The organism is Pedobacter sp. Leaf250, assembly GCF_920984735.1.
Classification (GTDB): domain Bacteria; phylum Bacteroidota; class Bacteroidia; order Sphingobacteriales; family Sphingobacteriaceae; genus Pedobacter.
Genome location: NZ_CAKLBU010000007.1, coordinates 64923 through 86537, shown reverse-complemented (window position 1 = coordinate 86537; position 21615 = coordinate 64923). Strand labels below are relative to the sequence as shown.

Annotated in this window: 25 protein-coding genes and 1 tRNA gene; 20 read left to right on the top strand and 6 right to left on the bottom strand. The window is 35.8% G+C overall.

The window, feature by feature from the left end; translation table 11 throughout:
• Positions 1-35 precede the first annotated feature (35 nt).
• Positions 36-109: transfer RNA gene (locus LUA91_RS07885), tRNA-Asp, on the top strand.
• 183 nt (positions 110-292) lie between these two features.
• Here the strand turns inward: LUA91_RS07885 and LUA91_RS07880 are convergent.
• From LUA91_RS07880 to LUA91_RS07860, 5 genes are all read right to left on the bottom strand, one after another.
• Complete coding sequence (locus tag LUA91_RS07880; RefSeq protein WP_231425491.1) at positions 293-1360, bottom strand: IS110 family transposase; 1068 nt, start codon at positions 1358-1360, stop codon at positions 293-295.
• 284 nt (positions 1361-1644) lie between these two features.
• The gene (gene infC, locus LUA91_RS07875) at positions 1645-2214 is read right to left on the bottom strand and encodes a translation initiation factor IF-3 (RefSeq protein WP_231425490.1); all 570 of its coding nucleotides are present in this window, start codon (positions 2212-2214) and stop codon (positions 1645-1647) included.
• A 125-nt stretch (positions 2215-2339) separates the two neighbouring features.
• Positions 2340-2645, bottom strand: coding sequence for a hypothetical protein (locus tag LUA91_RS07870; RefSeq protein WP_231425489.1), 306 nt, complete (start codon positions 2643-2645; stop codon positions 2340-2342).
• 139 nt (positions 2646-2784) lie between these two features.
• A complete protein-coding gene (locus LUA91_RS07865) occupies positions 2785-3636 on the bottom strand; it encodes a DMT family transporter (RefSeq protein WP_231425488.1) in 852 nt (283 codons plus the stop codon).
• Positions 3637-3766: 130 nt separating this feature from the next.
• Positions 3767-4114, bottom strand: a complete 348-nt coding sequence (locus tag LUA91_RS07860) for a hypothetical protein (RefSeq protein ID WP_231425487.1) — start codon at positions 4112-4114, stop codon at positions 3767-3769.
• Positions 4115-4228: 114 nt separating this feature from the next.
• Between LUA91_RS07860 and LUA91_RS07855 the strand changes: the two genes are divergently transcribed.
• Entirely contained in the window at positions 4229-4762 is a 534-nt protein-coding gene (locus LUA91_RS07855) for a superoxide dismutase family protein (protein WP_231425486.1), read from the top strand.
• 95 nt (positions 4763-4857) lie between these two features.
• A complete protein-coding gene (locus LUA91_RS07850; protein ID WP_231425485.1) occupies positions 4858-5391 on the top strand; it encodes a biopolymer transporter ExbD in 534 nt (177 codons plus the stop codon).
• Between the two features lie 265 nt (positions 5392-5656).
• Here the strand turns inward: LUA91_RS07850 and metK are convergent, their stop codons facing one another.
• The gene (gene metK / locus LUA91_RS07845; RefSeq protein WP_231425484.1) at positions 5657-6943 is read right to left on the bottom strand and encodes a methionine adenosyltransferase; all 1287 of its coding nucleotides are present in this window, start codon (positions 6941-6943) and stop codon (positions 5657-5659) included.
• Positions 6944-7142: 199 nt separating this feature from the next.
• On the opposite strand from metK, the gene LUA91_RS07840 reads away from it, so the two are divergent.
• The 17 genes from LUA91_RS07840 (at position 7143) to LUA91_RS07760 (ending at position 21587) form a co-directional block, all read left to right on the top strand.
• The gene (locus LUA91_RS07840) at positions 7143-8045 is read left to right on the top strand and encodes a diacylglycerol kinase family protein (RefSeq protein WP_231425483.1); all 903 of its coding nucleotides are present in this window, start codon (positions 7143-7145) and stop codon (positions 8043-8045) included.
• A 43-nt stretch (positions 8046-8088) separates the two neighbouring features.
• On the top strand, positions 8089-8439 hold the full coding sequence (locus tag LUA91_RS07835; protein ID WP_231425482.1) for a translation initiation factor: 351 nt from the start codon (positions 8089-8091) through the stop codon (positions 8437-8439).
• Between the two features lie 231 nt (positions 8440-8670).
• Entirely contained in the window at positions 8671-10266 is a 1596-nt protein-coding gene (gene pckA / locus LUA91_RS07830; RefSeq protein ID WP_231425481.1) for a phosphoenolpyruvate carboxykinase (ATP), read from the top strand.
• Positions 10267-10562: 296 nt separating this feature from the next.
• Positions 10563-11393, top strand: coding sequence for a MotA/TolQ/ExbB proton channel family protein (locus tag LUA91_RS07825; protein ID WP_010601914.1), 831 nt, complete (start codon positions 10563-10565; stop codon positions 11391-11393).
• Positions 11394-11467: 74 nt separating this feature from the next.
• Positions 11468-12082, top strand: coding sequence for a biopolymer transporter ExbD (locus tag LUA91_RS07820; protein WP_231425480.1), 615 nt, complete (start codon positions 11468-11470; stop codon positions 12080-12082).
• A 3-nt stretch (positions 12083-12085) separates the two neighbouring features.
• Positions 12086-12592 (top strand): biopolymer transporter ExbD, encoded by a 507-nt coding sequence (locus LUA91_RS07815; RefSeq protein WP_231425479.1) that lies wholly within the window; start codon positions 12086-12088, stop codon positions 12590-12592.
• An 18-nt stretch (positions 12593-12610) separates the two neighbouring features.
• Positions 12611-13432 carry an energy transducer TonB gene (locus tag LUA91_RS07810; protein WP_231425478.1) on the top strand — a complete coding sequence of 274 codons (822 nt, stop codon included), beginning with the start codon at positions 12611-12613 and terminating at the stop codon, positions 13430-13432.
• A 6-nt stretch (positions 13433-13438) separates the two neighbouring features.
• Positions 13439-13666 carry a hypothetical protein gene (locus LUA91_RS07805; RefSeq protein ID WP_231425476.1) on the top strand — a complete coding sequence of 76 codons (228 nt, stop codon included), beginning with the start codon at positions 13439-13441 and terminating at the stop codon, positions 13664-13666.
• A gap of 4 nt (positions 13667-13670) precedes the next feature.
• The gene (locus LUA91_RS07800; protein WP_231425475.1) at positions 13671-14573 is read left to right on the top strand and encodes a PstS family phosphate ABC transporter substrate-binding protein; all 903 of its coding nucleotides are present in this window, start codon (positions 13671-13673) and stop codon (positions 14571-14573) included.
• Between the two features lie 116 nt (positions 14574-14689).
• Complete coding sequence (locus LUA91_RS07795; protein WP_231425474.1) at positions 14690-16396, top strand: lipopolysaccharide assembly protein LapB; 1707 nt, start codon at positions 14690-14692, stop codon at positions 16394-16396.
• Between the two features lie 82 nt (positions 16397-16478).
• Entirely contained in the window at positions 16479-16850 is a 372-nt protein-coding gene (locus tag LUA91_RS07790) for an NADH-quinone oxidoreductase subunit A (RefSeq protein WP_231425473.1), read from the top strand.
• 142 nt (positions 16851-16992) lie between these two features.
• On the top strand, positions 16993-17535 hold the full coding sequence (locus LUA91_RS07785; protein WP_231425472.1) for an NADH-quinone oxidoreductase subunit B: 543 nt from the start codon (positions 16993-16995) through the stop codon (positions 17533-17535).
• Positions 17535-18035: an NADH-quinone oxidoreductase subunit C gene (locus tag LUA91_RS07780; RefSeq protein ID WP_231425471.1), complete on the top strand. Its 501-nt coding sequence runs from the start codon at positions 17535-17537 to the stop codon at positions 18033-18035. Before LUA91_RS07785 ends, LUA91_RS07780 begins: the two co-directional genes overlap by 1 nt.
• 3 nt (positions 18036-18038) lie before the next feature.
• Positions 18039-19253, top strand: coding sequence for an NADH-quinone oxidoreductase subunit D (locus LUA91_RS07775; protein WP_231425470.1), 1215 nt, complete (start codon positions 18039-18041; stop codon positions 19251-19253).
• Entirely contained in the window at positions 19246-19758 is a 513-nt protein-coding gene (nuoE, locus tag LUA91_RS07770; protein WP_231425469.1) for an NAD(P)H-dependent oxidoreductase subunit E, read from the top strand. The genes LUA91_RS07775 and nuoE overlap by 8 nt, the downstream gene beginning before the upstream one ends.
• 78 nt (positions 19759-19836) lie before the next feature.
• The gene (gene nuoF / locus LUA91_RS07765; RefSeq protein WP_231425468.1) at positions 19837-21207 is read left to right on the top strand and encodes an NADH-quinone oxidoreductase subunit NuoF; all 1371 of its coding nucleotides are present in this window, start codon (positions 19837-19839) and stop codon (positions 21205-21207) included.
• An 8-nt stretch (positions 21208-21215) separates the two neighbouring features.
• On the top strand, positions 21216-21587 hold the full coding sequence (locus LUA91_RS07760; RefSeq protein ID WP_231425467.1) for a four helix bundle protein: 372 nt from the start codon (positions 21216-21218) through the stop codon (positions 21585-21587).
• The last annotated feature ends 28 nt before the right edge of the window (positions 21588-21615 follow it).

Sequence of the window (21615 nt, the reverse complement as noted above, 5' to 3'; positions counted from 1 at the left end):
AGGGAAAGAGGTTCTAACTTTAAAGAAGAACAAAAGGAGTGGTAGTTCAGCTGGTTAGAATGCCTGCCTGTCACGCAGGAGGTCGCGGGTTCGAGTCCCGTCCATTCCGCAAACGAAGCCTTAACTTGAAAAAGTTAAGGCTTTTTTGTTTAGAAATCAATGAGGTTAGGATTCCATCCTGTCATCCCCAATAAGATTGGGGACGGGTTCTAGTCCTTCTGACAATTAGTTGGGACAAAAAAAGGTACTGTTATAAATTCCAAATATTTAGACAAAAAAGTATTTTTGTATTCTAAAGAAGTTCAGCTACTGAACTATCTTGCGTAGTCTCGGTTTTCGGATCGAGACTACCTCTTTGGTAGTTTTCAATAAATTCAGTATCGTTTTTCCAAAGCGTATAAATTAAGACTAGTAGTTTCCGCTGTATTGCGACCTGTCCAATCATTTTCGATGCCTTATTGTTTTTATTTATTCTGTTGTAAGTTTCTTTTAAGTTCTCATTATATCTGCAGGCGACCATCGCTGGAAAATAAAGTGCATTTCTGATGTACCTGTTTCCTTTCTTGGATATCCTTGTCTTGCCCTTTATTGAAGTGCCGGATTCTCGTTGTACTACATCGTACCCTGAATAGCTAACCAACTGTTTTGAACTATGAAATTGGTCAAAACCCATTGTTTCTGCTATTACTGTAGCCACAGTAATCAAACCCACACCTTTTATAGTCAAAACTTTTCTTACCCGCTCTTTGAGTGCCTTGTCTTGTTCGATAGCCTTTTTAATTTCTTTCAGGCATCTTTCGATTTCCTTATCTATCTCATTAATAAGCTTTTTGTTGCTTTTGGTAATGAAGATTTGGATATCATGTGAGCAGTCCTTGCTGTGCTTAATATTGCCTAGTGCTGTCTTTTGTTCCTGAAGCTGAACATAGTACCGGGTTAGGTTTCTGAGCTGCAAGAGTGCGCCTGGCGGTGGTGACCACAACTTATGAACTCTTTCAACACCAAACTGGCTTAGGATTCTCGCATCAACTGCATCTGTTTTTGTTTTAACATTAAGACTAGAGAAGTAATGTTTTGAGGTGTTGGGAAGTACAACATGAACCCTTTTCCTGATCTTGTGAAGATGGTGTGCAAGGTTCTCATAATAAACACCTGTCGCTTCCATTAAGAATCCAAGCTCTGAATCAGGTGCAATCAAACTTTTAGCCCAACGTAATAATTGATTGAAACCCTTGTTATCGTTACCAAAGTCCAGGACCTTTGAGAACGTTAATTTGCCATCTTCAGTTTGCTGACATAAACAAGCTGTAAATGTTGATTTTGAGATATCTATCCCAATGGATTGTTTTCTAATAGCCATAATTAAGAATTTAAATCATATCGACTCAATTCTCCCTCGTCTATCCTTTTGTTTTATCCAAGCTCGCTTCGCGGCCTTAAGTACTGTTCAGACTCCTGAGAATAAAATCGTGTGGGCTAAACCTTTTTTACGGTATAACTCATAGTTTACCTAGCCTCGAATGGCCTCACACGAACAGTCAATATATTATGCATAACAACAATATAATGACCTTTTTAAAATTCTCAGTAAAAATAAAAGCCTTAACTCGAAAAAGTTAGGGCTTTTATATTTTGTAGTAGACTCTATTTTTTACCTGCTTTGGGCGCTAATGTTAAGAACATCCTCTTACCTTCCAATTTCGGTAATAGCTCAACTTTACCCACATTTTCTAGTCCTTGAGCAAATTTTAATAAGAGTATTTCACCCTGATCTTTATATACAATCGATCTGCCTTTAAAATGAACAAATGCTCGAACCTTTTCCCCACTTTCTAAAAATGATATAGCGTGTTTTAATTTGAACTGAAAATCGTGATCATCCGTGTTCGGACCAAACCTAATATCTTTTATGATAGTTTGTTTGGCTTTAGACTTGATTTCCTTTTGTTTCTTCTTTTGTTCGTAAAGAAATTTGCTGTAATCAATGATACGGCAAACTGGTGGAACTGCATTAGGTGAGATTTCTACAAGATCTAAATCCTGTTCTTTTGCCAAGGTTAAGGCTTCTGCCAATGGATAAATATTTGTTTCAACATTGTCTCCCGTTAACCTCACTTCAGGTGAAGTGATATATTGGTTAATCTTATGTTCTGCTTCTTTCTTTCTGAAGGGCAAGCGTGGCCCTCTGTAAAATCCTGCTTTTTTTAATGCCAAATTTGAAAATTTTTAGTTTAAAATAAATAATTCCAGATGTATCAATCTGGTTAATTGATAATATACGATAATTTGAGGCGTATGAGAATTTAAATTACAATGATGACTTTAAGTCCACTTTGAATTTAAACATTGTTGATAGCTGATTCTGCGCCGATAGAAGGTTGGCTCTCCATTCGTAATGCCTCATAAGTAATGATCGCGAAGCCTGATACCAATAAAACTAAGGCCAGGTATCGAATAGCTTTTTCCATTTTTTTAGTATTAACCATCCGATCTGAACAAGTAAGTTCTGCCAAACCAGCAACCTGTTTTCTTTGATACTTTCTTCTTACAGCAATAAAAAATAAGGCTGTCCCAAATATGAATGATACGATACCCAAAATCAATGGCATCGTGATAAAATTATATGCTTCTTGTGTGTTTATCATACTTAATAGACACATGCAGATAGAAAAAGTTTAATTTTTTTAAATACACATCAGTTGCGTACTTAAAATTCTTAAGCTAAAAACATACAATATCAATAATAAATTTGATGCATTGTATATCTAAATAAGTGTATAATAATTATGATTTTGCTTTACTTGAGGTATAAGATGATCCTGCCGACGCTATTACTACACAGGCAACAGCAATACATTCAGTAATTGATAAACGCTCTTTTAAAAATAAATATGCTGCAAGTGCGGCCATGGCAGGTTCAAGACTCATTAAGATACTAAAAGTTCTGGCGGGGAGCTGTTTCAGGGCATTAATTTCTAATGTAAAAGGGATAGCGCTCGAAAGTAGAGCAAGTGCCGCTCCTAAACCCAATAACTTTGGGTTTAGGTTATTTAATCCTCCACCAAAAATCCCAAAGGGAAGAATAAGAATGGAGGCAAATAACATACCGACCGCTACCGCTTCTCCTCCTTTCATTATTTTAGAAATTCTGCCCCCTAAAATGATATAGGCTGCCCAAAATCCGCCCGCTAGTAAAGCCAATAATACGCCAAGCAAATCTAAACCATTACTTGTCCATGGTGCAATTAAAGCAATTCCTACAGCCGCTAATAAAATCCAAATAAAATCAAGAGCCTTCTTAGAACTGAATATTGCCAGGATCAATGGACCTACAAATTCCAGTGTTACACCAAGCCCTATTGGAATTCTTTCTATAGCAAAATAAAAAACCATGTTCATGGCTCCCAGAGAAAGTCCGTATAGAATCACATACTTCCATTGCTTGGCTTGGAGCGCTAATAAATTGGGACGAAAAGCTACCAATAAAATAATAGCTGATAAACCAATTCTTAAAGATGCCGTGGCAGCTGCACCTATTTCTGGAAAAAGACTTTTAGCAATTGCTGCACCGCACTGAACACTTATAATGGATAATAAAACGGCAGGAACCGGCGATATCTTAATCTTACTTTGCATTGGGAAATGATGTGAGCGGCAAAGCTACGGAATATTGAGATGGAAGTATAAGGCCGAATGTTTTAAAGTGATTATAAATAAAAAGGGCTCGATTTTATTCGAGCCCCATTACAATTTATTTAAAATTTGATTAGCAAAATAACTCTTGCTCATCTCTATTTTCAGTAGGGATTTTTTTTAGAAAATCATCAAATCCTGAACCTAAATTATCCGAATAAATTCCATAGGCATCTAAAATATAACCTATATTTTTGTATTTATCTTCTACTAAATAGAGTACAGAATTATCTGCAGGGTCAGAATCGCCCTCAAATCTATAAGTTTTAACAATTGTCAAATCTTCTGGTCTGTAAATATTGCCAAGCGATTTGCTTTGCATTTTTCCATGATCTGACATTTTTAATTCATTATCTTTTCCTTTCAGCCTCAATTTCTCCAAAATTTGACTCAAAGTGTTCATTGCAATTGGCTGTTCCATAGTTAAATGATTTTATACTATTTAAACAAGCGGTTTCTTAAATGGTTTTAATGTGGCCGATTTAAAATCAAACCAAATGATTGTCAATCTGTTTCATATAAAACTAAATTTAAAATGATAAAAAAATATTTTTTAGGATTAGCTATTGCGGGTATCGCATTGGTTAGTGCTTGTGGTCAAAAGGAAAGTAAACTTGCTACAGCAAATTTGGCTGAAACTGCAGATCCATCAAAAAGCATTGGAACGGTTACCTTTTATGGGTTAAGCGATGGAAAAATTAAAATGGATTTGGAATTAAAATTTGCCTCTAGAGCAGATAGTAATGTTGCAGTTCACTTTCATGAACATGGCGACTGTGGTGATATGGGTGAAAATACGCATGGACATTGGAACCCTACAAAAGAAGAGCATGGCAAATGGGATTCGGGCGCTTTTCACAGCGGCGATATTGGAAACATTAAACTGGATGCAAAAGGTGAGGGGAAAATCTCGATCACTACTGATCGATGGAGTGTGCAAGACGGCGATATGAAAAATATCATTGGAAGAGGAATTATTGTACATGGAGGCACTGACGATTATAAAACACAACCAACAGGCAATTCTGGTCCTAGAGTGGGCTGTGGTATAATTGAAGCAGTTAAATAACAATTACAATTTGTTGTATTGAAGCGATTAAATTTTTAATCGCTTTTTTTATGCAATTTTTATGCTGTTGTCATCATCATTAAAAACTAAAACTTATGGCAACTCTAAACGAATCAACAAAAGGCAAGACCGTAAAAGGAAGAACGAAAAAAGCAGCTCCAAGAGTAGATTTAACAGCAATGGTCGATTTGATGTTTCTACTAACTACATTCTTTATGTTAACTACTTCGCTCGGTACGTTAAACGCTGCAGATATTGCAAAACCCGATCAATGTGATAACGGATGCACAATGGATTACCCCGCTTCGAGAACGATGACAGTTTTGCTTGGTGACGATGATAAGACAGTAAGCTATTTGGGCACAGCTGATGATAAAGGCATGAAGATTAGTAGTATTAAAAATCTTCAGGAAGAAATTGCATCAAATAAAACTAAAGTGGCTAAAATCCATGGCAATGATCCATCAAAATATATGATTGTGATCATTAAACCCACTAAAACAGCTAAGTTTCAAAATTTTGTTGATGCCATCGATGAAATGAAAATTGCTGATATTAAGTCGTACAGTATTGATGATAAAAATATCTTAAAACAGGAAATTGATTTTTTGAAATCAAAAGGATTATAGCTTTTAGCATATAAAAAAAGGCTTCCCGATAATAAAACAGGGCACTGATAAAGTCCTTGTCTAAAATGTCTTATTAAATATCGAGAAAAAACGGCAGATAAGGACTCTTAGAATCGTCTAATTGCAAAATAAAACTCAAGCGACTGCGAATATCACAAAGAAAAGGGCTTATGGAATAAAAAATTCATAAGCCCTTTTTCAACTGGTAGTTTTTCAGTGCCCTCTAATAAAATCAGGAAGCCTTTTAAATCATTTTATTGGTAATTTAAATTCCGAACGCTGATTTTACCTGTTCAACATAATCTAATTTCTCCCAGGTAAACAACTCAACAGTTACCGTTTTTTCTTCTCCGTAAGGGTTTTTAAACGTTTTGTTTACTGTTTCTGGTGTTCTACCCATGTGTCCGTATGCAGCAGTTTCGCTGTATATAGGATTTCTCAATTTTAAACGTTGCTCGATAAAGTACGGGCGCATATCGAAAATAGCCTCAACTTTTTTACTGATTTCGCCATCAGTTAATTCAACTTTTGCAGTTCCGTAAGTAACTACGTTAATTGATGTTGGTTTTGCAACACCAATTGCGTAAGATACCTGAACTAAAACTTCGTCGCATAAGCCTGCAGCCACAAGGTTTTTAGCAATATGACGAGTGGCATACGCTGCACTTCTATCTACTTTGCTTGGATCTTTACCAGAGAATGCACCACCACCGTGAGCGCCTTTACCACCATAGGTATCAACAATAATTTTTCTTCCGGTTAAGCCAGTATCGCCATGCGGACCGCCAATCACAAATACACCAGTTGGGTTAATGTGATAAGTTATATCATCATTAAATAAATGAGCATATTGTGGGTATTTTGCTTTTATCCTTGGAATTAGAATTGAAACCAAATCACTTTTAATTTTGGTTAACATTTCTTCATTCGCAGCATTTTTATCTGCTTTCGAATCAGATTTCGGCTTTACAAAATCATCATGTTGTGTAGAAATTACAATGGCATCAATGCGTTGAGGTTGATTATCATCAGAATATTCCAACGTTACCTGCGATTTTGCATCCGGACGCAAGTAGTTAATTTCAGAATTTTCTCTTCTCAAATTAGCCAGTTCTCTCAATAAAGCATGAGATAAATCAAGCGCCAAAGGCATGTAATTTTCAGTTTCGTTGGTAGCGTAACCAAACATCATTCCTTGGTCACCGGCACCTTGTTCTTCTTTACTGCTTCTGTCAACGCCTTGATTAATATCTTGCGATTGTTCGTGAATTGCAGATAAAATGCCGCATGAGTTAGCCTCGAACATATATTCACTCTTAGTATAACCAATTTTTTTGATCACATCACGGGCAATCTGCTGAACATCCAGATAAGTTTTTGATTTCACTTCTCCAGCTAAAATTACTTGTCCAGTTGTTACTAAAGTTTCACAAGCTACCTTAGATTGTGCATCGAATGCTAAAAAGTTATCAATTAATGCATCCGAAATTTGATCGGCAATTTTATCTGGGTGGCCTTCAGATACAGATTCTGATGTAAATAAATACGACATTTATTAAATATTATTAGTGATAAATAAATTAATAATTGCCAAAACCCCTTGAAAACAGGTTTGTTATGATTGGAAGGAGGCATTAGCAATTTTTTTAAGTGGTTGCAATCCGGTCCCGATAATCGGGATAGCAAATCAATCCACTTTTAATGCCTGCAAAATTAGCATATTTTCTTTATTTCAAAAATTATAGATTATTTTGTCGACTCATTCTTACACTTTGCACACAAAAACAAATATACTTTTCATTATAAATCCTATTTCTGGTGGAAAGGGAAAGCTGCGTATTCCTGATTTTATCGATAAGTATCTCGATAAAGAAAAGTTTAATGCAAACTTTGTGTTTACGGAATACATTGGGCATGCTTCAGAATTGGCAGATGAAGCAGCTTCTAAAAACTTTGATGTAATTGTGGCTGCGGGCGGAGATGGTACCATTAATGAAGTGGCCACAAAGGTTTTAAAGCATAATATAGTTTTAGGTGTATTGCCATTGGGTTCGGGAAATGGATTGGCCCGATTTTTAAATATTCCAAAAAATTTACGTCACGCTATATTGGCTATTAATGCATTTAAAGTTGACCAAATTGATAGTGCTGAATTTAATAATAAATGCTTCTTTAATTTAGCAGGTATGGGTTTTGATGCCCATTTAAGTTCTGCCTTTTCAAAAGATAAAAAGCGGGGTTTGGCAGGGTATGTTAAATTGGGTTTTCAAGAGGTTTTCAATTATAAAGAAGAGCAATATTTAATCGATATAGACGGGAAGGAATACAAAAGGAAAGCTTTTGCAGTAAGTATTGCAAATTCTTCGCAATATGGCAATGATGTTTACATTTCGCCAAATGCTTCGGTAAAGGATGGCTTGCTGGATGTTTGTATCATTAAACCTTTTTCTATTTTGAAATTGCCCATGTTAAGTTATATTATGCTAAAGGGTACGGCAGAAACCTCAGATATGATTGAAATTATACGTGGGAAAAATATAAAAATTATCAGGGAGCATGCAGGTCCCGTTCATGTGGATGGAGAACCTTTACAAATGGATGCAGAAATTGAAGTGAATATTCACCCACTTTCATTGAAAGTTATCGTTCCTTAGTCTTACTGCTTCTATTTCACACATTACAATATACATTTGCGCAATGAAACCTAAAAAAAATAGTTTAAGCGATTTGGGTGGAATCATGTATTCTACTAATCCAGAATTCGAATACCATGAAGACATTGATGATACAGTTACCTCACCAAATAACCAGCAAGATTTACGCGTAATGCTTGATAAGAAAAATAGGGGAGGAAAAGCCGTAACGCTGATTACAGGTTTCAAAGGCAAAACAGACGATCTGGAAATTTTAGGAAAGATGCTGAAAACCAAATGTGGCGTTGGTGGCTCGGTTAAGGATGAAGAGATAATGATCCAGGGCGATGTAAGGGATAAAGTGATGGCTATTCTATTAAAAGATGGTTACAAGGTAAAAAAAGCTGGAGGTTAGTAAAACATTTAGGTGCGACATGTTATACATAAGACTTTTATCTACCATACTCCATCTAAGTCTTAGTGTATTTTTGTTAATTTTTTAAAGCTAAAAAACAGCACGTAATTGTTTGAAAATAAGATATTTGCTTAATAGTGTAAATGCTACAATATGTAAATAATTACAGTAAAACACTAGTTTATTTCATAGATAACTCTTTACCTTTGCCTCACTAACTAACTTATTGTTATGAGCAAAAAGAAACTGCATGTGCTAGATTTAAGCTATTTAAATCTAGGTGAAAACAATGCCGTAAAGTACCAATTATCCCCAATGGAATTAATTGATGAAGCCTTATTGAATAAAGAGGGCACATTAGCATCATCTGGCGCTTTAGCCGTTGATACTGGTAAGTTTACAGGGCGTTCTCCGAAAGACAGGTTTATCGTTACCGACGATATTACTGAAAATCAAGTATGGTGGGGTGATGTAAACATCAAGATCAGTCCACAAAATTTTGACCAACTGTTTGATAAAATGACAAACTATCTTCGTGATAAGAAGATATATGTCCGTGATGCTTCAGCATGTGCCGATCCTGATTACTCCATTTCAATAAGAGTAATAACAGAAACCGCTTATCAAAATCTTTTTGCTAATAACCTTTTCATCCGACCAGAAACTGATGCATTAGGATTAACACCTGAGTGGACGATTATTGCGGCACCAGGTTTTTTAGCAAGTCCTTTAATAGACGGCACTCGTCAGGAGAATTTTTCCATCATCAACTTTACTAAGAAAATGATTTTAGTTGGTGGAACTGGTTATACCGGAGAAATTAAAAAGGGCATTTTTTCTGTTTTAAATTTTATACTGCCTGTTTACAGGAATACACTTTCTATGCATTGTTCGGCAAATGTGGGTAAAGATGGAGATACTGCCATATTTTTCGGGCTTTCTGGAACTGGAAAAACAACTTTGTCTGCAGATCCCGAAAGAGGATTAATTGGCGATGATGAACATGGCTGGGGAAATGATTCCGTATTTAATTTCGAAGGCGGCTGTTATGCCAAATGTGTTGATTTAACCGAAGAGAAAGAACCTCAAATTTATAAAGCAATAAAATTCGGATCTCTTTTAGAGAACATCAACTTCCTTAATAATACAAAGGACGTCGATTATTCAAATATCGAAAAAACTGAAAATACTAGAGTTGCTTATCCAATTGAGTTTATTGAGAATGCAATTTTGCCTTCCATCGCTTCAGTACCAAAAAACATTTTCTTTTTAACTGCTGATGCTTTTGGAGTGTTGCCACCAATTTCGAAGTTGAACGTAGAACAGGCGATGTTTCATTTTATGAGCGGTTACACTGCTAAAGTTGCCGGTACTGAAGCCGGTATTACAGAACCACAGTTAACATTTTCAGCTTGTTTCGGCAAGGCATTTCTTCCGTTGCACCCATCGAAATATGCAGTTTTATTGGGAGAGAAAATGAAGAAACATCAGGTAAATGTATGGTTAGTAAATACAGGTTGGAGCGGTGGACCTTACGGTATTGGCAAGCGTATGAAATTAAGTTATACCAGAGCAATGATTACTGCAGCTTTAAATGGGAATTTGGATCATAATCACTATAAAATGCATCATGTATTTAAATTAATGATTCCTTTACATTGTCCTAACGTACCCGATGAGATTTTGGATCCTTCCAAAACGTGGAGTAATCAGGAAGAATATTATATAAAAGCATATGAGCTGGCAAATGCATTTAATGATAATTTTAAACAATTTGATCAACCCAAAGTGTCAAAACTACACCAAGATGAGTTAAAATTGTGCTAATTGCACTTTAAAATGCATTTTTTGAGCGAAAAATTTGCAATTAGCTTTTTTTTTAGTTTTTATTGTGAAAGAATTGCCTCCAGCTGAGGCAATTCTTTTGTTATACGCCCATAGTGGTTACCGTAAACTAAATCTTAAGTAACGATTTAATTGTTTATTGATTTATTAATTTGTAATTTAAAATCAATTTATAAATTTGTTTTTCGCAACAAAATCAGGTAACAATCGTTGTGTGTAGTACAAAAGTAAAAACAGCTAAAAATTAAAAACAAGAACTAAAACTAAAAATTAAAAAAATGGCAAACGCACCAAAACCAACAACTGTTAAAAAAGAGAGCTCTTCAAGTGCTTCAAATGTTTTTGCAACATTAGTAATCCCTATTTGTATTGTAATCGGCTTTATCATTTGGAGATTTGTATTAGGAGATCCAGCAAACTTTATTGACAACAACAACGAAAACTTACCATTACCAAACAACTACCCAGGTACAGCTTACAAAGGTGGTCCAATCGTAGCAATTTTGATCGGTTTATTATTAACTACAATTGTATTCTCTATCGAGCGCTTAATCGTTATTGGTAAAGCAAGTGGTAAATCTAGCTTAGATACTTTTATTATTAAAGTTAAAGGATTATTAAATGCTGGTAACATCGAAGCTGCTAAAGCTGAGTGTGATAAACAACAAGGATCTGTTGCTAACGTAATTAAATCTGGTTTGAAAAAATATAGCGAAGTTGAAGCTGACACTAATTTAGATGTTGAGCAATCAATCGTTGCCATCCAAAAAGAGGTTGAAGAAGCTACTGCTTTAGAAATGCCAATGTTAGAGCAAAACTTAACCATCATTGCTACTTTGGTATCAATCGGTACTTTAATTGGTTTATTAGGTACAGTAACAGGTATGATCCGTGCATTCGCCGGTTTAGCAAATTCTGGTGCTCCAGATCAATCAGCATTAGCGGTAGGTATCTCTGAGGCGTTAATTAATACAATGACTGGTATTGGCGTATCTACATTAGCAATTATCATGTACAACGTTTTAACTTCTAAAATTGATAAGTTAACGTATGCTATTGATGAGGCTGGTTTCAGCATCGTTCAAACTTACGCTAGCTCGCATAAATAATATTTTGAAAATATTTTTACCGGCTTTATGGAAAACCGGAAAAAAGATCATCATTATTAAAAAGTTAAAATATTATGCCTAGAATTAAAGTTAAAAGAACCAGTACCGTAACAGATATGACCGCCATGTGCGACGTAGCTGCACTGTTACTGACGTTCTTCATATTAACTGCTACGGCAAGACAACCAGAACCACTAGCGGTATCTACACCTTCATCAACGTATGAATTCAAGGTACCGGCAGAGAACAATGCTATTTTAACCATTGGTCAGGGAAAGGTTTTCTTCGAGGTAGCGGGCCAAAAAGTTAGGGCTAGAACCTTAGAGTTAATTGGACAACAATACGAAATCAAATTTACGCCTGAAGAAATTAAAAGATTCTCTTCAATTGCAAGTTTTGGTGTTCCTGTTGCTAACCTAAAATCGTTTATTGCTTTAGATGGTGGTGAGCGTATGAAACCAGGAGTTCAAACTGGTATTCCTACAGATTCCACTGATAATCAATTAAACTCTTGGGTTTTGCAAGCTCGTACAGCAACAGCTGAGGTAAATTCACAGCCAATGCGTGTGAGTATCAAAGGAGATTCAAAAGAAGAATATCCTGTTGTTAAAAAAATTATTGATGTACTGCAAAAGCAAAAAGTAAACAAATTTTTATTGGTTACCAATGCTGAAGCTAGAAGAAAATAAGAAATGGCAGAATTAAACACAGGCGGGAAGAAAGCCACGCCAAGAGTCGATATGACGCCGATGGTAGATTTGATGTTCCTTTTGGTAACATTCTTTATCCTAACCACTTCAATTTCTACGCCACAGGCGATGGATATTGTAAAGCCGGATAAAGATGATAATAACAAGGACAATAGATTGGAATTGAAAGCTTCTAAAACCATGACTATTTTATTAGGTAAAAATGATAAAGTAGCCTGGTATATGGGAGAAGCTGGTGCAACAGCTCCAACTATTGAAAGTGGTAGTCAAGTTGAAAAATCGATTATCGAAAACAGAAAAGTTGCAGATGCATCTGGAGTAAAAGGTGAATTCGTTGTGTTAGTAAAACCAACAAGCGGCTCGAACTTTAAAAACTTCGTTGATATTATGGATGAATTAGAAATATTAAAGGTTAAAGTTCGTCAGATTGATGATGACAATATCCTTGATAATGAAAAAGCATTCATGAAAGATAAGGGTATTTTATAAATTGTTAAATCAGTAACCATGTCAAAGTTAGATATATTAAGAAGTCAGTGGATCGAAGTGGTTTTTGAAGGAAAAAACAAAAACTACGGCGCTTACCAGTTGCGTAAAACCAACGGTTCGAATACCACTCGGGCATTGATTATTGGTTCAATAGTATTCTTAGCACTTTTCTTTGCTCCAAAAATTTATGGCCTTATCAAAGGTTCTATAGAGGATACAGAGCAGGTAGAGAAAGCAAAAGAAGTAATTATTGCACCACCGCCCCCAGTTGATCCTAAAACACCTCCACCACCACCGGTAGAGCCACCTCCACCAAAAGTAGATCAGGTAAAAATGCCACCTCCAATCGTAAAGCCAGATGAGCAGGTACGTGATGAGGAACCACCAACTGTAGAGAAATTAAAAGAAGCTGATCCAGGTCAGCGTGATATCAAAGGTGATCCAACTGCTGATATCGTAATTGCTGAACCAGTAGGTGAAGGCCCTAAAAGAGAAGCTGCTGTTGCGGTTGATGATAACAAAGTTTACGACTTTGTTAGTATCGAGAAACAACCAGAATTCCCAGGAGGTATTTCTAAGTTTTACGGTTATTTAAGTAAAGCAATTAAATACCCGCCAATGGCACAGGAAAATAACGTTCAAGGTAAAGTGTTTTTATCTTTCGTTGTTGAAAAGGACGGTAAGTTAACTGATATCACAGTTACCCGTGGTTTGGGTAGTGGAACAGATGAGGAAGCTATCCGCGTACTTAAGGCAAGTCCACGTTGGAATCCAGGTATTCAAAATGGTAAGCCTGTAAGGGTAAAATATAACATCAACGTTAACTTTACATTGAACTAATCGTAAATGTTAAATTTTGATATTTTTAAGCAAAAATCGCCTAAACAGCGGTTTTTGCTCATTTTAGGACTAGTCACCTTTGTACTTTATGTAGTTATGGGACTTGCTTTTATCTTTTGGGCTCCTCTTGCCATTAGATTTAATTTTATACCTGCATGGGGAAGAATTGCGATAGGTATCTTTTTAATCTTTTACGCTTTTATAAGACTATTAAGCCTCGGAAGAAGAGAATAACACGATGATGAAATACACGCTTTATATATTTATAGTACTTGGCTTAATTTCTTGCAAAGGAAAAGAGAAACAAGATGAAGTAAAGGAAACACGTACAAGCGGTACATTAAGAATTTTGGTTGATGAAAGTGTAAGTCCAATCGTTACGGAACAGATTAATATTTTTGGTCTGGATTATCCAGAGGCAAAATTCGATGTAACGATTAAGCCAGAGGAGAAAATTATTCCTGCTTTTTTAAATGATAGCGTTCGCGTTATTGTGATGCCAAGGTTACTTACTAAAGCTGAAGAAAAATACTATACTCAAAGAGGCATTAGAATTAATTCTACAAGATTTGCGGTTGATGGTATTGCATTAATTACAAATAAGGACAATATAGATAGTACTATTACCGTTAAAGAAGTTATTGATATTTTACAAGGAAAGGCTTCTGGAAAAAAATTGGTTTTTGATAACGCTTATTCAAGTACCTTTCAATATCTTAAGCAATTGGCAAATATAAGTCAGTTTCCAGCTCAAGGTGTTTATTCAAAAAATTCAAGTGCTGAAGTGATCAAACTCATTGCAGAAGATAAAACTTTTATTGGTATTTTAGGCGTTGATTGGATTTCTGATAAGAATACAAAGCTTGCTGAATACCTTTCTAAAATAAAAACACTGGCTGTAAAAAATTTAAAAGGCAAGGTGGGCGATGATAAATTTTATCAACCAACACAAGATAATTTAATCAACGGAGTCTATCCATTCTTAAGAAACGTAAATATTATAGATTGCGAAGGCAGAGATGGTTTAGGCACAGGATTTGCAACATGGTTAAGAAGTCAGAGAGGGCAGTTGATTGTACTTAAATCAGGACTAGGTCCACATAAGTTAATGCCAAGGCAAATTAATCTGACAAAAGAGTAATAAATTAATAAATTGAACCACGAAGTTATAAAAGCACTTCATTTAATTAAAATCGGAATATCAGATGGATTAATAGTTGCTATTAATTCATCACTATTAAAAAACAATAAAGAACTATGAAAATTTCAAAGAAAGCAATAACCTTAAATCTAGGTTTGGTGTTGATGGGTTCTGCAGTTTTTGCTCAAAATTTAAATGACGCGAAAAAAGCCATTGACGCTGAACAGTATCAGAAAGCTTCATCAATGTTAAAATCATTGGTAAGCTCGCAAGCATCAAACGGCGAAAATTATTATAATCTCGGTTTGGTTTACTTGAAAACTGGTGAAATAGATTCGGCTCGTGCTGTATTTACCAAGGGTGTTACAGCAGACCCAAAAAGTAATTTAAACTTAATTGGTTTAGGTGAGGCGGATATGTTGTCAAATAATCCTACTTCAGCAAAAACAAATTTTGATAAGGCAGTTGCATTAGCGCCAAAAGATTACAAAACTTATTTGTACATCGGTAAAGCTTATCTTGCACAGGATAAACCGAGTGAAGACGTATCAAAACCAGATTATACAAATGCATTGGCTAACATTAATAAAGCTGATGAGTTAGATTCGAAAGATAAAGATGCTGAAATCTTTTTAGCACAGGGTGACGCTTATGCATTACAGAAAAAAAATTCTGAAGCATTAGGTCCATATTTCCGTGTGAATGATATCGATCCAACTAACCGTAGAGCTAAAACTCAAATCGGTAAAATGTATAAAGAATCTAGAGCGTTTCCAGAAGGTGAGAAAGAATTACTAGATGTAATTGCAGCCGATCCAAATTATGGGCCTGCTTACCGTGAATTAGGAGAGCTTTACTTACAGTGGAGTAGCTTTGGTACAGATCAGGAAAAAGCTAAAAAAGGAATTGAGAACTATAAGAAATATATGGATTTGACTGATAAATCTTTAGAATCTCAGTTGCGTTATGCTCAATTCTTGTTCTATGCAAAAGATTATCAAACTTTAGAGCAAGTAGCAACAACTATTAAAGCACCTGCAGGAAGTACAAAAGCAGCAGTTGTAGACAGGTTGAAAGGATGGGCAGCATATGAGAATAAAAACTATCCTCAAGCTTTAACATACTTAACTGATTTTTTTGCTAAAGAAAAAGATAAATCTAAAATTTTAGGTAACGACTACTTATATTTAGGCAAATCTCAATTAAAAGCTGGTCAAGATAGCTTAGCGGTAATTAATATCATTGAAGCTGCTAAAAAAGATTCAAATAATGCTGATGCATTATCAGAAGCAGCTTTGGCATTAATGAAAGCAAAAAAATATGCTAAATCTGCAGAGATTTATAATCTAGCAATTAAATACAATCCAAATGGTAAAGGTTCACTAACGAACTATTATTATTTAGGTCAAACTAGATTTTATGAGTCTTATTTCTTACAAAGAGATAAAAAACCATTAAACACTGCTGGCTTAGTAGAAGCTGATTCAGCTTTGAGTCATTTGAATAAAATTTCTCCTGAATTTGCTTTAGCTTACTTTACAAAAGCTAGGATTGCAAATTTAATGGATGATAAAACTAGCCCTAAATATGCTTCGATTCCACTTTTTGAGAAGTACATTTCTTTGGTTAAACCAGAAGAATTTGCTACAAACAAAACTCAATTGGTAGAAGCTTACGATTATTTAGGTGCTTATTATGCTGATAAGGATAAAACAAAAGCGATTGACTTCTTAAATAAGAGTATTACTTTAGATCCAGCTGGCCCTTTTGCCGCTGCCAAATTAAAGGAACTTCAAGGAGCGCCAGCAAAAAAAGGTAAATAATTTACCAGTTAAATAATTTAGAAAAGGCAGAGTTTGGTTACTCTGCCTTTTTCTTTTACTTTTGCATCAGAAAATAATAATTATGCAAGCGCAAAGTACCTCAATAGATTTTTTACCGATTATTTTTCAAGTAATTGTTGCATTAGGTTTCGTAGTAACTACGTTGGTGGCTACCCACTTCTTAGGTCCGAAGCGAAAAACAAGTGATAAATTAGAAACTTTCGAAGCAGGTGTTAAGTCAGTAGGTAATGCTCGTCAGCCATTTTCCATTAAGTATTTTGTAGTTGCTATTTTATTTGTGCTTTTCGATATTGAAGTAATATTCATGTATCCTTGGGCTGTTAACTTCAGGGCTTTAAAAATGGATGGTATGATTGAAATGTTCATCTTTATGGGAACACTGCTGCTAGGTTTCATCTATGTGATTAAGAAAAAAGTTTTGGACTGGAATTAGGCGTGTATCAACTACACTTACTAGAGAATTATCTACTAATTTAGAAAGGTTCTAAATCAAGCTAAGCTAGTTTAATTGCCTTTAAAATATTGTAAATTTGTTGCTCATTCTGCAAAGGGATGAGCATTTTTTGTTTATAAACATGAGTGAAATTAATATAGTTGATGCGCCTCCAGGAATAGAAGGATCTGGTTTCTTTGCCACTTCAATGGACAAAGTTATTGGTTTGGCTCGCTCAAATTCATTATGGCCTCTACCGTTCGCAACTTCGTGTTGTGGAATTGAGTTTATGGCAACCATGGGTTCTCACTACGATTTAGGTCGTTTTGGTGCAGAGCGTTTAAGTTTTTCTCCTCGTCAGGCTGATGTTTTAATGGTTATGGGTACCATCGCTAAAAAGATGGCTCCGGTATTAAAACAGGTTTATATCCAAATGGCCGAGCCACGTTGGGTTATGGCAGTTGGTGCTTGTGCAAGTAGCGGAGGTATTTTCGATACCTATTCTGTTTTGCAAGGTATTGATGAGGTAATTCCTGTTGATGTTTACGTTCCAGGTTGTCCGCCAAGACCTGAAGCTATTTTAGATGGTTTTCAGCGTATTCAGGATTTAGTTAAAAGTGAATCTGGCAGAAGAAGAAACTCTGATTATTACAAAGAACTTTTAGGTCAATACGGCATAAAATAATGGAAGAGACGACACTAAATAACAACATTCACGTTAAGCTGACTGAAAAGTTTGGCGAAAAAGTTACAGCAGTTTCTGAACCTTATGGTTTATTAACTTTTGTAACCTACAAAGATGTTATCATCAATGTGCTTTCACATCTTAAAGAAGAATTAAAATTTAATTTCCTTACTGATATTACAGCAGTTCACTATCCTGGTAAAGATCATGGTATTGCAGTTGTTTATCATCTGCATAACATGGTAGAAAAAGTTAGGGTTAGAATTAAAGTTTTTATTTCAGAGCAAAATCCCACCATCCCAACTGCAACTTCCGTTTGGAAAGGTGCTAACTGGATGGAGCGTGAAACATACGATTTGTTTGGGGTTAAATTTGAAGGTCACCCGGATTTGCGCCGTATTTTAAATATGGATGATTTAGGTGTTCACCCAATGTTGAAACAATATCCATTGGAAGACCCAAATAGAGTAGATAAAAAAGACGAATTTTTTGGAAGGTAAACTATGAATCATAACCATCCGGTATTTACAGATAACGACCCGCAAAGTGAGCTGGTAACCTTAAATTTAGGTCCAACGCACCCTGCAACCCACGGTGTTTTTCAAAACGTTTTGCAATTAGATGGCGAACGTATTGTAAGCGGCGTTTCTACGATTGGCTATATTCATCGTGCTTTCGAAAAGATTGCAGAGCATCGCCCATTTTATCAAATTACTCCATTAACTGATCGTTTAAATTATTGCTCTTCGCCTATTAACAACATGGGCTGGCACATGACGGTGGAGAAATTGTTGAATATTCAGATGCCTAAACGTGTAGATTATCTTCGCGTTATCATAATGGAGCTTTCACGTATCGCCGATCACATTATCTGCAATACAATTATTGGTCAGGATACTGGAGCAACAACAACTTTTCTTTATCTTTTTCAATTTCGTGAACACATTTACGAAATCTTCGAAGAAGTTTGTGGAGCTCGTTTAACTACAAATATAGGCCGTATTGGTGGTTTTGAAAGAGATTTCAATGAAATTGCTTTTACCAAAATCAATAAGTTTTTAAAAGAGTTTCCTGTTGCTTTAAAAGAGTTCGAAAATCTTTTAACACGTAATCGTATTTTTATTGATAGAACAGCTGGCGTTGCGGAAGTAACTAAGGAAGCTGCTTTAGAATACAGCTGGACTGGTCCACTTTTACGTGCGACTGGGATAGATTATGATGTTCGTGTAAGCGACCCGTATTCTTCTTATCAGGATTTCGATTTCGAAGTTCCGGTTGGAACCAGCGGTGATATTTACGATAGATATTTAGTGCGAAATGAGGAAATGTGGCAGAGTTTGCGCATCATCGAACAAGCATTAGTGAAGTTAAAAACAGAGCCAAAAGGCATTTTCCATGCTGACGTTCCTGAATTTTATCTTCCTCCAAAACAAGAAGTTTACAACAATATGGAAGCGTTAATCTATCACTTTAAAATTGTGATGGGTGAAATTGATGCGCCAAAAGCAGAAGTTTATCATGCTGTAGAGGGTGGAAATGGTGAGTTAGGTTTCTATCTGATTAATGATGGCGGACGTACACCTTATCGTTTACACTTCCGCAGACCAAGTTTTATAAATTACCAAATGTTTGCACCAATGAGCGAGGGCATGTTATTGTCTGATGCCATTATCAACATGAGTAGTATGAATATTATTGCAGGAGAATTAGATGCTTAAAGTAGAAGAACAAACACCTGTACAATTTTCGTCAGAATTGCTTGCCAAATTTGACGATGTTAAAAGTCGTTATCCTGAAGGGAAAGAAAAATCAGCTTTGCTTCCATTATTGCATTTGGTGCAGGCAGAATTTCTTTGGGTGCCTACATCGGCAATGGATCAAGTGGCAGAATACTTAAACATTCAGCCGATTGAAGTTTATGAAGTAGCAACTTTTTATACCATGTACTTTTTAAAACCACAAGGCAAATATGCTTTGGAGGTTTGCCGTACTGGTCCTTGCTGCCTGGTTGGTGCCGAAAAAATATTAGACCACTTAGAGGCTAAGTTAGGCATTAAAGAAGGTGAAGTTACAGCAGACGGTTTATTCAGCTTTAGAGGAGTTGAATGTTTAGCCGCTTGTGGTTTTGGACCGGTGTTACAAATTAGCCCGGAATATACTTTTTACGAAAACCTAACTACCGACAGTGTAGATAAATTGATTGAAGATTTAAAAAATAAATAAGATTTGAGAAACCAGATTTGAGATTGAGATTATGCGGCCGTCGCACATCTTATTTCTCACATCTCACATCTAAAAAAAATGAGTCGCAAATTATTACTTGAGCATATAAACGTACCAGGCATCAATACACTTGAGGTCTATCGCCAAAAAGGCGGGTACCGTGCCGTAGAAAAAGCCCTTAAAACTTTAACACCTGAAGAGATTGTTGAAGAAGTTAAGAAATCAGGCTTACGCGGTCGTGGTGGTGCGGGTTTCCCTACCGGGATGAAATGGAGCTTTTTGGCTAAACCAGAGGGAGTTGCACGCTATTTGGTTTGCAACGCTGATGAGTCTGAGCCAGGAACTTTTAAAGACCGTTATCTGATGACTTACATTCCTCATGCTTTAATTGAGGGAATGATTGTATCTAGTTTTGCTTTGGGTGCAAAGGTTTCATACATCTACGTTCGCGGAGAGATGATGCCTCAAATCCGTATCCTGGAAAAAGCAATTGCTGAAGCAAAAGCTGCAGGCTGGTTAGGTAAAAACATTTTAGGTACAGGTTACGATTTAGAATTATATGTTCAGCCGGGTGGTGGTGCTTATATTTGTGGTGAAGAAACTGCATTGTTAGAATCGCTTGAAGGTAAAAGAGGTAATCCTAGAATTAAGCCACCATTCCCTGCAATAGCAGGATTATATGGTTGCCCAACGGTAGTAAATAACGTGGAATCGATCGCAGCTGTTGTGCCAATTATTAACGATGGCGGCGATGAATATGCAAAAATCGGTATCGGTAGAAGTACAGGTACAAAATTAATATCCGCATCGGGTAACTTAGTAAAACCAGGTGTTTACGAAATTGAATTGGGTTTACCAGTTGAAGAATTTATATATTCTGATGAATATTGCGGTGGTATTGCTAATGGTAAGCGTTTAAAGGCAACGGTTGCAGGTGGTTCATCTGTACCAGTTTTGCCAGCTAATTTAACTTTAAAGTTGGCCAATGGCGAACCTCGTTTAATGAGTTACGAATCTTTATCAGAAGGTGGTTTTGCTACCGGAACCATGATGGGTTCAGGTGGTTTTATAGCTTTTGATGAAGACCAATGTATTGTTCGCAATACCTGGAATTTCTCTCGATTTTATCATCACGAAAGTTGCGGACAATGTTCGCCTTGCCGTGAAGGAACGGGATGGATGGAAAAAGTATTACATAAAATCGAGCATGGTCATGGAACAATGAGTGATGTGGATTTGCTTTGGGACATTCAGCGTAAAATTGAAGGTAATACCATTTGTCCGCTTGGTGATGCAGCAGCATGGCCGGTAGCGAGTGCTATTCGTCATTTTAGGGATGAATTTGAGTGGCACATTAAAGAGCCGGTTAAGAGTCAGCAACAAAATTATGGTATCGCTAATTATGCTGTGCCGATAGAAAAGGCTGTTGAAGTAAAAAGTGAAAATTAAAAAGTAAAATGTCTGAAGAAAAGACATACGATATAAAAATCAGAAGTTATCATTTTTCTAAATCGATAAACAACTTTATATCTAGTCTTAAATTCGAACGATTGTATTTTTCAATTTTCGACCAATTGTTAAGAGGCGCAACATCAATTGGAGCTAATGTAGTTGAGGGTAAGGCAGGAAGTTCAAGGAAAGATTTTAAAAATTTTTACAACATTGCCTTGAAGTCTGCCAATGAAACCAAATATTGGCTTTGTTTAATCAGAGACACAGATGTAGCACAAACGAATAAAGAAAAAGTAAATGAATTATTAAAAGAAGCAGATGAAATATCAAAGAATCTAGCTTCAATAATAATCAACTTAAATAAAGATAGAGCTTAAACTTTTTGAAGGTTTTTAATTTAAAATT